Source organism: Lysobacter sp. P5_B9, from assembly GCF_054049835.1.
In genome coordinates this window covers 208,415-219,781 of sequence record NZ_JBFULP010000005.1, presented here as the reverse complement: position 1 = coordinate 219,781, position 11,367 = coordinate 208,415, and the positions used below count along the sequence as shown (strand labels likewise).

Annotated in this window: 13 protein-coding genes and 1 tRNA gene; 1 reads left to right on the top strand and 13 read right to left on the bottom strand. The window is 65.7% G+C overall.

Going from position 1 to position 11,367, the window contains the following annotated elements:
- Positions 1 to 11: 11 nt before the first annotated feature.
- The 8 genes from nuoE to tpiA all read right to left on the bottom strand — a co-directional run bounded on the left by nuoE (position 12) and on the right by tpiA (position 5,075).
- Entirely contained in the window at positions 12 to 539 is a 528-nt protein-coding gene (gene nuoE, locus ACXJJ9_RS12045; protein ID WP_457097386.1) for an NADH-quinone oxidoreductase subunit NuoE, read from the bottom strand.
- On the bottom strand, positions 536 to 1,831 hold the full coding sequence (locus ACXJJ9_RS12040) for an NADH-quinone oxidoreductase subunit D (RefSeq protein WP_457097385.1): 1,296 nt from the start codon (positions 1,829 to 1,831) through the stop codon (positions 536 to 538). Before ACXJJ9_RS12040 ends, nuoE begins: the two co-directional genes overlap by 4 nt.
- Positions 1,828 to 2,556: an NADH-quinone oxidoreductase subunit C gene (locus tag ACXJJ9_RS12035; protein ID WP_457097384.1), complete on the bottom strand. Its 729-nt coding sequence runs from the start codon at positions 2,554 to 2,556 to the stop codon at positions 1,828 to 1,830. The genes ACXJJ9_RS12040 and ACXJJ9_RS12035 overlap by 4 nt, the downstream gene beginning before the upstream one ends.
- 1 nt (position 2,557) lies before the next feature.
- Positions 2,558 to 3,130, bottom strand: a complete 573-nt coding sequence (locus ACXJJ9_RS12030) for a NuoB/complex I 20 kDa subunit family protein (protein WP_310053230.1) — start codon at positions 3,128 to 3,130, stop codon at positions 2,558 to 2,560.
- Positions 3,121 to 3,477, bottom strand: a complete 357-nt coding sequence (locus ACXJJ9_RS12025; RefSeq protein ID WP_457097503.1) for an NADH-quinone oxidoreductase subunit A — start codon at positions 3,475 to 3,477, stop codon at positions 3,121 to 3,123. Before ACXJJ9_RS12025 ends, ACXJJ9_RS12030 begins: the two co-directional genes overlap by 10 nt.
- Positions 3,478 to 3,588: 111 nt before the next feature.
- A tRNA-Leu gene (locus ACXJJ9_RS12020) sits at positions 3,589 to 3,673 on the bottom strand.
- A 141-nt stretch (positions 3,674 to 3,814) separates the two neighbouring features.
- Complete coding sequence (gene secG / locus ACXJJ9_RS12015; protein ID WP_457097383.1) at positions 3,815 to 4,297, bottom strand: preprotein translocase subunit SecG; 483 nt, start codon at positions 4,295 to 4,297, stop codon at positions 3,815 to 3,817.
- Positions 4,298 to 4,328: 31 nt separating this feature from the next.
- Positions 4,329 to 5,075, bottom strand: a complete 747-nt coding sequence (tpiA, locus tag ACXJJ9_RS12010) for a triose-phosphate isomerase (RefSeq protein ID WP_457097382.1) — start codon at positions 5,073 to 5,075, stop codon at positions 4,329 to 4,331.
- A gap of 96 nt (positions 5,076 to 5,171) precedes the next feature.
- Here tpiA and ACXJJ9_RS12005 point away from each other — a divergent pair, with 96 nt between their 5' ends.
- Entirely contained in the window at positions 5,172 to 5,852 is a 681-nt protein-coding gene (locus tag ACXJJ9_RS12005; RefSeq protein ID WP_457097381.1) for a DUF6445 family protein, read from the top strand.
- A gap of 64 nt (positions 5,853 to 5,916) precedes the next feature.
- Here the strand turns inward: ACXJJ9_RS12005 and ACXJJ9_RS12000 are convergent, their stop codons facing one another.
- From ACXJJ9_RS12000 to trpB, 5 genes are all read right to left on the bottom strand, one after another.
- Positions 5,917 to 6,870, bottom strand: coding sequence for an isopenicillin N synthase family dioxygenase (locus ACXJJ9_RS12000; RefSeq protein ID WP_457097380.1), 954 nt, complete (start codon positions 6,868 to 6,870; stop codon positions 5,917 to 5,919).
- A 24-nt stretch (positions 6,871 to 6,894) separates the two neighbouring features.
- A complete protein-coding gene (glmM, locus tag ACXJJ9_RS11995) occupies positions 6,895 to 8,256 on the bottom strand; it encodes a phosphoglucosamine mutase (RefSeq protein WP_457097379.1) in 1,362 nt (453 codons plus the stop codon).
- Positions 8,253 to 9,143, bottom strand: coding sequence for an acetyl-CoA carboxylase, carboxyltransferase subunit beta (gene accD, locus ACXJJ9_RS11990; RefSeq protein ID WP_310053235.1), 891 nt, complete (start codon positions 9,141 to 9,143; stop codon positions 8,253 to 8,255). The genes glmM and accD overlap by 4 nt, the downstream gene beginning before the upstream one ends.
- 135 nt (positions 9,144 to 9,278) lie before the next feature.
- Positions 9,279 to 10,070: a tryptophan synthase subunit alpha gene (gene trpA / locus ACXJJ9_RS11985; protein WP_457097378.1), complete on the bottom strand. Its 792-nt coding sequence runs from the start codon at positions 10,068 to 10,070 to the stop codon at positions 9,279 to 9,281.
- Positions 10,071 to 10,112: 42 nt separating this feature from the next.
- Entirely contained in the window at positions 10,113 to 11,345 is a 1,233-nt protein-coding gene (gene trpB, locus ACXJJ9_RS11980) for a tryptophan synthase subunit beta (RefSeq protein ID WP_457097377.1), read from the bottom strand.
- Between the last annotated feature and the right edge of the window lie 22 nt (positions 11,346 to 11,367).

Sequence of the window (11,367 nt, the reverse complement as noted above, 5' to 3'; positions counted from 1 at the left end):
GTCGTGCGGTCTCACTTCAACTCGTCGAGGAGTTCCTCGACGCGCCTGGCGTCGAGCTTCTCGTGGTAATGCCCGTTGATCACCACCACCGGCGCGCCACAGCAGGCGGCGACGCACTCTTCCTCGCGCTTGAGGTAGATGCGGCCATCGGCGGTGGATTCACCCAGCTTGCAGCCGAGCTTCTGCTCGGCGTGGCGGACGAGGTCTTCGGCGCCGTTGAGCCAGCAGCTGATGTTGGTGCAGAAGGCGACGTTGTTGCGGCCGACCTTCTCGGTCTCGAACATCGAATAGAACGAGGCGACTTCGTAGGCCCATACCGGCGGCAGATCGAGGTACTTGGCGACGGCGGCGATGAGTTCATCGCTCAGCCAACCGCCATTCTGTTCCTGCGCCGCATGCAGCCCCTGCAGGACGGCAGAGCGCTTGCGGTCCGCCGGGAACTTGGCGACCCAATGGTCGATGTGCGCACGCGTGTTGTCGCTGAGCGCCACCAGCGGGTCGACGTTGCGCGCGTTTTCGAAATTGCCCGTGGCCTTCATCGATCGATCTCACCAAACACGACGTCGTAGGTACCGATCATCGCCACCACGTCGGCCAGCATGTGACCCCTGACGATCTCGTCCATCGACGAAAGGTGCGCAAAACCCGGCGCACGCAGCTTGCAACGGAACGGCTTGTTGGCGCCGTCGGAAACCAGGTAGCAGCCGAACTCGCCCTTGGGCGCTTCCACCGCGGCGTAGGTTTCGCCGGCCGGCACGCAATAGCCCTCGGAGAACAGCTTGAAGTGATGGATCAAGGCTTCCATGTCGTCCTTCATCTCTTCGCGCCTGGGCGGCGCGACCTTGAAGTTGTCGACGATCACGGGGCCAGGATTGGCCTTCAGCCACTTCACGCACTGCTGGATGATGCGGTTGGACTGGCGCATCTCGGCGACGCGGACCAGGTAGCGGTCGTAGCAATCGCCAGCGACGCCGACAGGAATGTCGAAATCGACTTCCGCGTACTTGGCGTACGGCTGCTTCTTGCGCAGGTCCCAGGCAAGGCCGGAGCCGCGGACCATCGGACCCGTCATGCCCCACGCCATCGCCTGCTCCGGCGAAACCACGCCGATGCCGACGGTGCGCTGCTTCCAGATGCGGTTGTCGGTCAGCAGCGTCTCGTACTCGTCGACGCGCTTGGGGAAGTCCTCGGTGAAGCGCTCGAGGTAGTCCAGCAGCGAGCCTTCACGCCATTCGTTGAAGCGCTTGAGCTGCTGGCCCTTGCGCCACGGCGATTCCTTGTACTTTGACATGCGCTCGGGGAGGTCGCGGTAGACGCCGCCCGGGCGGTAGTAGGTTGCGTGCATGCGCGCGCCGGAGACCGCTTCGTAGCAGTCCATCAGCTCTTCGCGCTCGCGGAACGCATACAGGAACACGGCCATCGCACCGAGATCGAGCGCATTCGAACCCACCCACATCAGGTGGTTCAGGATGCGCGTGATCTCGTCGAACATCGTGCGGATCCACTGCGCGCGCTCCGGCGCCTCGATGCCGAGCAACGTCTCGATCGCACGCACGTAGGCGTGCTCGTTGCACATCATCGACACGTAGTCCAGGCGATCCATGTAGCCGATCGACTGGTTGAACGGCTTGGACTCGGCGAGCTTCTCGGTGCCGCGATGGAGCAGGCCGATGTGCGGATCGGCGCGCTGCACTACTTCGCCGTCCATCTCGAGGATGAGGCGGAGCACGCCGTGCGCGGCCGGATGCTGCGGGCCGAAATTCAGCGTGTAGCTGCGGATCTCGGCATTCAGCAGGCCCGAGCCGTTGGAATTCGAAGGCACGGCGCTCACTTCTTCACCTCGCCACGCTGGGCAGCCTCGCCCGCAGCGGTTTCATAGCGCGCGTCGTCGCGGATCACGCGCGGCACGAGCACGCGCGGCTCGATCGACACGGGTTCGTAGACGACGCGCTTCTTCTCGGCGTCGTAGCGGACTTCGACGTTGCCGATCAGCGGGAAATCCTTGCGGAACGGATACCCGACGAAACCGTAGTCGGTCAGGATGCGGCGCAGGTCGGGATGGCCCTCGAACACGATGCCGTACAGATCGAAGGCTTCGCGCTCGAACCAGTTCGTGCCCGGCCATACCGACGTCAGCGAGGACACGACCGGAAGGTCGTCGTTCTCGGCGAACGTGCGCAGGCGCAGGCGCTGGTTGTGCTGGTAGGACAGCAGGTGCGCGACCGCGGCGAAGCGACGCTCCGGTGAATTGGCGGCGCCATTGGGCGACTCGCCCCAGGCGAAACGACCCGCGCCCTTGCCTTCCACGCCTCGGGAGAACCCCTCGGAGGACACGTCGGTGTCCCATTCGTCGCTGCCGTAGCTCAGGTAGTCGACGCCACTGACGTCGACGCACTGTTCAAAACCAAACTCGTCGCGCAGTGCCAGCGCGGCGGCGAGCCAGGCGCCGGCGGCGACGTCGATCGTGATTTCGCCGCGTGGTTCCGCAACGGAAACCATCGCGTCCGCGAAGCGGGAACGCAGGCGATCGGCAAGTGCGGATGCGGTCGCGACCATGTCAGCGCACACCCTGCTTGTTGTCGCCGAAGTTGGTGCCGCGGCGGATCTTCTTCTGCAACTGCAGGATGCCGTAGATCAGTGCTTCGGCGGTCGGCGGGCAACCCGGCACGTAGATGTCGACCGGCACGATGCGGTCGCAGCCGCGCACGACGGCGTACGAGTAGTGGTAGTAACCGCCGCCGTTGGCGCACGAGCCCATCGAGATCACCCACTTCGGGTCGGGCATCTGGTCATAGACCTTGCGCAGTGCCGGGGCCATCTTGTTGACCAGGGTACCGGCCACGATCATCACGTCGGACTGGCGCGGCGACGGTCGGAACACGACGCCGTAGCGGTCGAGGTCCAGGCGCGCTGCGCCGGCGTGCATCATCTCGACCGCGCAGCAGGCCAGACCAAAGGTCATCGGCCACATCGAACCGGTACGTGCCCAGTTCCACAGCGTGTCGAGGTTGGTGGTGACGAAGCCCTGCTGCATCACCGGGTTCTGGTCTTCGGGCAGCAGCAGGTCGTCCAGCCGCCCTTCCGGCAGCGGATTGTGCATCAGGCCCGAAATAGTCTGGATCACTCCCATTCGAGCGCGCCCTTCTTCCACACGTAGACGAAACCGATCACCAGGAGGGCGAGGAACACGCCCATCTCGACCAGGCCAAAGATCCCGAGTTCACGGAACACCACCGCCCATGGAAAGACGAACGCGATTTCCAGGTCGAAGACGATGAACAGGATGGCGATGAGGTAGTAGCGCACGTCGAACTGCATGCGCGCGTCCTCAAATGCAGCAAAGCCGCACTCATAGGGCGAGAGCTTCTCGACAGAAGGGCGCTGGGGGCCGAGCACGCGGCCCACTACCAGCAGGGCGACGCCGATGCCACCGGCGACGATCAGGAACAGCAGGGTCGGCAGGTATTCGGCCAGCACTCGCGTTCTCTCGGCTATGGCCGCGTTGCCGCGGCGTTGGCTCGGCATCTGGGTGCCGTTGTTGGCTCATACCGAAGAGGCCGCACTTCCGTGCGAACCCCTTCAGAAGACTGGTGCCCAAGGGGGGACTCGAACCCCCACGACCTAAGTCGCTACCACCTCAAGGTAGTGCGTCTACCAATTCCGCCACCTGGGCTGAAACGTTTTGGCCTTCCCGGCCGCTTCCCGTACCTGCAGACCGGGTCGCTTCCGGTCGTTGCCGAAACTTCGGCGCCGACCGGCACCCGGCGGTCCGTGCCGGGCTGGAAAGATGCTTATGGTACCGCGTTTGCTGCGATCAACCGCCAGAGGACGGCTGTGCCGGAACTGGCTGTTGCTGCGTGGCCGGCTCGGAATTCGCCGGCGGCGGCGCACTGGGCGCACTGCCTGCGGGAGCGGCGGGAGCCGTCGATGCGGGCGGCGTCGAGGCCGGAGCGGCCGGAACCGAAGCGGGCGCCGCCGGAACGGTCGCGCCACCCGAGGCCGGAGCCGCCGGCACTTCCGACATCAGACCCTTTTCCTGGGTCGTTGCCTTGGCGCCTGCGCCACTGCTGTGGCCGGCATTCCAGGCCATGAACAGGCTGATCACGAAGAAAGCAACGGCGAGCCACTTCGTCGACTTCGACAGGAAGTTGGAGGCGCCGCGCGAACCGAACACGGTGCCCGACGCACCCGCACCGAACCCCGAGCCCGCCTGCGCACCCGCGCCGCGTTGCATGAGGATCAGCGCGATCATCGCGATCGCGATCAGCACATAGATGACGTTGAGGAACAACAGCATCGTGGGGAACTCTTGAGTAAACCGGTTGAAATCAGGCCGCCGCGGCAACGATGGCGTTAAAGTCGGCAGCGACCAGAGAGGCCCCGCCTACCAGGCCACCATCGACGTCCGGCTGCGAAAACAGCGCGGCCGCATTATCGGCCTTCACGCTGCCGCCGTACAGGATCGGTAGCGAGCCAGCGATTCTAGCATCGTATTGCGCGATTTCGCCACGGATGAATGCGTGAACCTGCTGCGCCTGTTCCTGCGTGGCGGTCTTGCCGGTGCCGATCGCCCAGACCGGCTCGTAGGCGATGATCGCGCCGTCGAGCGCAGCTGCGCCTTCCTTCAGCACCGGGGCGAGCTGCTCCTGCAGGCGCCATTCGGTCCGACCGTCCTCGCGCTCGCTGAGGGTCTCGCCGATGCACAGGATCGGCGTAAGGCCGGCGGCCTTGGCCGCAAAGAACTTGCGGGCCACGAGCTCGCTGCTTTCGTGATGGTACTGGCGACGTTCGGAATGACCGACCAGGCCGTAGCGCGCACCTACGTCGAGCAGCATCGCAGCCGCGACCTCACCGGTGTAAGCACCCTTCAGGTTGGCGCTGACGTCCTGCGCACCGAACTGCAGGCCTTTCGATTCGTAGCGCTCGGCCAGCTCACCCAGGTACGGCAGCGGCGGCAGGATGATGCGCTCGACGCCGGCCGGCGCACCTGCGGCAACCAGGGCATCGAGCAACTCGAAGGCGAACTTGCGGTCGCCGTGCAGCTTCCAGTTTCCGGCGACGATCTTGCGGCGCATCGGTTGAATCCATGAACGCGTAAAGCGCGCAGTTTAGCAGCACGAGTGATTCCTCGACCGCCTCAGGAATCGAACTGCGCCATACTTGGCCTCGCCATGAGACCCGGTTCGACCGCCCCCCGCCTTCCCCTCCTGCCCTATCGCAAGCCCACCGAAGGGCGCGATTACTGGGTATTGGACAACGCACTCCCGAATGCCGATGAGGTGCGTGCACGATCGCTGGCCCGCACGGACTGGTACGAAGGCTATCCGCACAAACCCGAAAGCTGGCCGGGCATGCGCGCGATGCCGGCGCTGGAGCCCGACGAACTGACCCATCTGGAAACCTGGGTCAGGAAGGTTACCGGCGCCAGCAGGCTCTGGGTGCAAGCCGCCACCGCCGATGGCGAAACGCTGAACCACAACTGCGTGCAGGTGGTCGGATACAACGAGTGCGAGCCGCGGCCGCACACCGACTCCCGAGCGCTGTGCCGGTACGCCGCCGTGCTTTACCTAAATCCGCATGTACCCGACAGCTGCGGAACCACCTTCTACCGCCAGCGCCTGCCGGGCGGCCAGCGCGGCGGGAACACGGTGCAGCCACCCCACCACAACCTGGCCGAGGCACTGGGCACCCGCTACGTCCCGGGCGACTCCTTCGTCGAGGATGTCGAAATACCACACCGCTACAACCGCCTGCTCGTCTATCGCGCCAACATGATCCATAGCGCGACGGGCTATTGGGGCCAGACGCTGGAGACCAAGCGCATGGCCGCGGTGTTTTTCTGGATGGCGTGAGCCACCCAGCCCCAGAAAGGGCTTTCGCAGTGCGGTGTTTCTACACCCCGCGCCCGCCGGCCGACTACTTCAGCTTGATCTCGGCCAGGCGCTCTTCGAGGTAACCGTGCGCGGTGATCGGCTCCGGGTACCGGCTCGGGTTCTCCGGCGTGATGCACGAGGGCAGCACGTCGATCACGAAATCCGGATTCGGATGCAGGAAGAACGGCGTCGAATAGCGTGGCTGGCGCGCCTTGTCACCCGGCGGATTGACCACGCGATGCGTGGTCGACGGGTACACGTGGTTGGTGAGGCGCTGCAGCATGTCGCCGATGTTGACCACGATCGTGTCTGCGTCGGCGGTGAACGGCACCCACTCACCCTTGCGCGACTTCACTTCCAACCCCTCCGAACTGGCGCCGACCAGCAGCGTGATCAGGTTGATGTCCTCGTGCGCGCCGGCGCGGACGTTGGGGATGTCGCCGGTGGTGATCGGCGGGTAGTGGATCGGACGCAGGATGGAATTGCCGTAGTCGGTCTTGTCGGCGAAGTAGCTTTCCGGCAAGCCGATGTGCAGCGCGAGCGCACTGAGCACGCGCGACCCCAACTGATCCAGCGCCTCGTAGAGACCGTAGGCGTATTCGCGGAACCCGGCGATTTCCTCCGGCCACAGGTTCGGCGGCATCACGCCTGCATGCTTCGAATCGCGGGGGATTTCGCGGCCAACGTGCCAGAACTCCTTGAGATCGAAGTACTTGGAGTCCTTGGCGGTCTCGATGCCGAACGGCGTATAGCCGCGCGCACCACCGCCGCCCGGGACGTGGTATTTGCGCTTCACGTCTTCTGGCAACGCGAAGAAGCGCTTGAACACGTCGTAGGAACCGTCGATCAGGGATTGCGGGATGCCGTGGTTGCGGATGCCGGCGAAACCCCACTCGCGATAGGCCGCTCCGAGCTCGGTGACGAAAGCTTCGCGGTCGCTGCTGTTGGACGGCGCGGTGAAACGACGTATGTCTAGGGTCGGGATCTGCGACGCCATGGTCCTGCTCTCTATGTGTTTTATCTATTGCGCGGCCGCGCGCACGGCGTCGGCCAGCGCATCCAGCGTGCCTTGCATCAACGCCGCATCATCGGCTTCGACCGTCACGCGGACGACCGGCTCCGTACCCGAGGGACGCAGGAACGCGCGGCCACGACCGGCAACCGCGGCCTGTGCGTTCGCCAGCGCCGCCTGCACCGTGGGCGATTCCACCGGCATGGTGGCGCCGACGGCGTAACGCACGTTGATGGTCCGCTGCGGCACGCGCTCCAGTCCCTGCAAGGCGTCGCGCAGCGAAATGCCCCGACGGCGCAGTGTTTCCAGCACCTGCAAGGCGCTGACGATGCCGTCACCGGTACCACTGCGATCCAGGCACAGCATGTGGCCCGACGCCTCTCCACCGAGCACTCCGCCGTTCGCCACCAGTTGCTGGTGCACATAGCGATCGCCGACCTTGGCGCGGATGAAGTCGATGCCCTCGCGCTGCAGCGCACGCTCCAGGCCGTAGTTGGTCATCAGCGTGCCGACTATCGGACCGGCAAGGCGGCCGCTGAGCTTCCAGTCGCGCGCCAGCACGTACAACAGGTCGTCGCCGTCGCGCACGACACCGTCGCCGTCGACGAACATCACCCGGTCGCCATCGCCATCGAAGGCGATGCCAAGGTCGGCGCCGGTTTCGCGAACGCGGGCCGCCAGCGTATCCGGGTGCGTCGAGCCGACGCCATCATTGATGTTCAGGCCATTGGGATCGATGCCGATCGCATCGACGCGCGCGCCCAATTCGCGCAGAACCAGCGGGCCGAGCTGGTAGGTCGCGCCATTGGCGCAATCCATGGCGATGCGCATGCCCCCAAGGTCAAATCCCTTGGGAACCGAATTCTTGCAATGTTCCACGTAGCGGCCGAGGGCATCGCGCGTACGCACGGCCTTGCCGAGCTGCTCGGATGAGACCGTGTGGAATGGCTGTTCCAGCGCGGCCTCGATGGCCAGCTCGGTGTCGTCGTCCAGCTTCTCGCCTTCGGCAGAGAAGAACTTGATGCCGTTGTCGTAGTGCGGATTGTGCGAGGCGGAAATCACGATGCCGCCGTCCGCGCGCATCGAGTGGGTCAGGTGCGCGACGGCAGGCGTCGGCATCGGGCCCATCAGCTGCACGTCCACGCCCGCCGCGACGAGGCCGGCCTCCAGGGCCGCTTCGAACATGTAGTTCGAAATGCGCGTGTCCTTGCCGATGATCACCTGCGGCTTGCGCCAGTCGCGGTGGCCTTCATATGCCTTGGTCAGTGCATGGCCGTACGCGTTGCCCAGGCGCAGGACGAAGTCCGCCGAGATCGCGCCTTCACCGACGCGGCCACGGATGCCATCGGTACCGAAGTACTTGCGGCTCAAGCAACAACCTCACTGTCGTCCTGCGGCATCGGCTGCTTCATCATCAATGCGAGCAAGTGCGCAAGACGGTCGCGCATTTCGCGACGATCGCAGATCTGGTCCACGGCACCGTGTTCGACGAGGAATTCGGAACGCTGGAAGCCTTCGGGCAGCTTCTCGCGGACGGTCTGCTCGATCACGCGCGGGCCGGCGAACCCGATCAGGGCTTCGGGCTCGGCCATGTTGATGTCGCCGAGCATCGCGAACGATGCCGACACACCGCCGGTAGTCGGGTGGGTCATCACCGAGATGTACGGCAGGCCCTTGGCGCGCAGGCGGGCCAGCGCGGCCGAGGTCTTTGCCATCTGCATCAATGAGAACAGGCTTTCCTGCATGCGCGCACCGCCACTGGCGGAAAAACACACGAAGGGACAGCCGATGTCGGCGGCGCGTTCGGCGGCCAGGGTGAAACGCTCGCCCACCACCGAGCCCATCGAGCCGCCCATGTAGGCGAAGTCGAACGACGCGGCGACCAGGTCGCGGCCCTTGAGCTTGCCCTGCATGGCGATCAGTGCATCGCGCTCGCCGGTGGATTTCTGCGCGGCCTTGATGCGGTCGGAATACTTTTTCTGGTCCTTGAACTTCAGCACGTCGGTCGGGCCGAGTTCGGCGCCGATTTCGCTGGTGCCGTCAGGATCGAACAGCGACGCCAGCCGCGCGCGGGCCCGGATCGGCATGTGGAAGGCGCACTTCGGGCAGACCTCGAGGTTTTCCTCGAGCTCGGGGCGGTACAGCACGACGCCGCAGCGATCGCACTTCTCCCAGAGGCCTTCGGGCACGCTGCGACGCTTGGCCGCGCCGGATTCGGTCCGGATGCCGGAGGGCATGAGTTTCTTCAGCCAGGACATGCGTTGCGTATTCCCCTGTTCAGGCACTAATGGCGAACGATCAGTTTACCGCGAGCCGGGCCCTGCCCGCTTGGGGCGGGTTTTCGGGGCGAACGTCGCGAGAATCCCGGGGACAGGCCAGGATCACCGTGCGTACTAGCGGTCCAGCGCCGAGCGCAGCGGCAGCAGGAACTCGCCGGCTCTGGTGGCCGGGTCGCTGGCGCCATCGAGCGCCGCGACGAGTGCGCTGCCGACGACGACCCCGTCGGCTCCGGATGCCATGGCCCGCGCCGAAGCGGCGTCCTTGATACCGAAACCAGCCACCACCGGCACGGCGCTGTGGCCGCGGATCGCGTGCAGGCGTTCGGTGGCCACCGAGGTGTCGAGGCGGTCGGCCCCGGTCACGCCGGCGAAGCTGACGTAGTAGAGATAACCGCTCGCCTGCTCTCCCAGGAGCGCCAGGCGTGCATCGCTGGTGGTGGGCGCGGCCAGCAGGATCAGGGTCAGGCCCTCCCGGGCAAAGGCGCTGCGGAATTCCGCCGCTTCTTCCGGCGGCAGGTCGACCAGAAGCACCCCGTCCACCCCGGCGGCAACCGCCTGCTGGGCGAAGCGGCTGGCACCACGGATCTCGATGGGATTGAGGTAGCCCATCAGCACGACCGGGGTTTCGGCGTCACGCTCGCGAAAGCTGCGCACGCATTCGAGCACGTACGACAGGCCCGCACCGCGGCCCAGGGCGCGCTCGGAGCTGCGCTGGATGGTGGGGCCGTCGGCCATCGGATCGGAAAACGGCACGCCCAGTTCGATCACATCGGCGCCGGCAGCAGTCAGCGCATGCATCACCGGCACGGTCGCCTCGAGCGAGGGATCGCCCGCGGTGAAGAAGGGAATCAGCGCCTTGCGGCCTTCGGCCTTCAGCCTGGCGAAGCGGGTATCGATGCGGTTCATCGGTGTCGTCGGATTGGATTGGCGTCGCGGCAAGGACCGGAACTAGAACGTGATGCCTTCACGGCCGGCGATCGTGTGCACATCCTTGTCGCCGCGACCGGACAGGTTGCACAGCACGATCGCGTCCTTGGGCATGTCGCGCGCCAGCTTCATGGCCTGGGCGATCGCATGACTGGACTCCAGTGCCGGCAGGATGCCTTCGGTACGTGCGAGCTGGTGGAAAGCCGCGAGCGCCTCGTCATCGGTCACGCCAACGTACTCGGCGCGGCCGGTGTCCTTTAGGAATGCGTGTTCCGGGCCCACGCCCGGATAGTCGAGGCCCGCCGATACCGAGTGCGTCTCGATGATCTGTCCGTCGTCGTCGCAAAGAACATAGGTGCGGTTGCCATGCAGCACGCCCGGGCGGCCTGCGGCCAACGACGCCGCGTGGTGACCGGTGGCGATGCCCTCGCCTGCCGCCTCGGCACCGACGATGCGCACGTCGCGATCATTGAGGAAGGCGTGGAAGATGCCGATCGCGTTGCTACCTCCGCCGACGCAGGCCGTCACCACATCAGGCAGGCGTCCGTATTCGGCCAGCATCTGCGCGCGCGCCTCGCGACCGACCACGGCATTGAAGTCGCGGACCATGCGCGGGTACGGGTCGGGGCCGGCGACGGTGCCGATGATGTAGAACGTGTCCTGCACGTTCGTCACCCAATCACGCATGGCTTCGTTGAGAGCATCCTTGAGCGTGGCCGAGCCGCTGGTCACCGGCACCACCGTCGCCCCCAGCAGTTTCATGCGGTAGACGTTGATCTTCTGGCGCTCGATGTCGGTGGCGCCCATGTAGACCACGCATTCCAGGCCAAGCCGGGCCGCGACCGTGGCCGACGCGACGCCGTGCTGGCCCGCGCCGGTCTCCGCGATGATCCGGGTCTTGCCCATGCGGCTGGCGAGCAGTGCCTGGCCGATGGTGTTGTTGATCTTGTGCGCGCCGGTGTGATTCAGGTCTTCGCGCTTGAGCAGGATGCGCGCGCCGCCGACTTCGCGGCTGAGGCGTTCGGCGAAGTAGATCGGGCTGGGACGACCGACGTAATGCGCCAGGTCGGCTTCGAACGCGGCGATGAAGGCCGTATCGACCCGCGCCTCGTCGTACGCCCGGGCGAGTTCCTCCAGCGGGCCGATCAGTGTTTCGGCGACGAAGCGGCCACCGAAGCGGCCGAAGTGGCCGGCGGCATCGGGGTAGGCGTGGAAGTCGGTGACGGATTCGACGGCGGGGGTTTCAGCGGACATCGGCACGAACCAGGCGGGGGAC

Coding starts and splice junctions, on each gene's coding strand:
- nuoE (WP_457097386.1), bottom strand. CDS start 539: ATGAAGGCCACGGGCAATTTCGAAAACGCGCGCAACGTCGACCCGCTG.
- ACXJJ9_RS12035 (WP_457097384.1), bottom strand. CDS start 2,556: ATGGTCGCGACCGCATCCGCACTTGCCGATCGCCTGCGTTCCCGCTTC.
- ACXJJ9_RS12030 (WP_310053230.1), bottom strand. CDS start 3,130: ATGGGAGTGATCCAGACTATTTCGGGCCTGATGCACAATCCGCTGCCG.
- secG (WP_457097383.1), bottom strand. CDS start 4,297: ATGCTGTTGTTCCTCAACGTCATCTATGTGCTGATCGCGATCGCGATG.
- tpiA (WP_457097382.1), bottom strand. CDS start 5,075: ATGCGCCGCAAGATCGTCGCCGGAAACTGGAAGCTGCACGGCGACCGC.
- ACXJJ9_RS12005 (WP_457097381.1), top strand. CDS start 5,172: ATGAGACCCGGTTCGACCGCCCCCCGCCTTCCCCTCCTGCCCTATCGC.
- ACXJJ9_RS12000 (WP_457097380.1), bottom strand. CDS start 6,870: ATGGCGTCGCAGATCCCGACCCTAGACATACGTCGTTTCACCGCGCCG.
- accD (WP_310053235.1), bottom strand. CDS start 9,143: ATGTCCTGGCTGAAGAAACTCATGCCCTCCGGCATCCGGACCGAATCC.
- trpA (WP_457097378.1), bottom strand. CDS start 10,070: ATGAACCGCATCGATACCCGCTTCGCCAGGCTGAAGGCCGAAGGCCGC.
- trpB (WP_457097377.1), bottom strand. CDS start 11,345: ATGTCCGCTGAAACCCCCGCCGTCGAATCCGTCACCGACTTCCACGCC.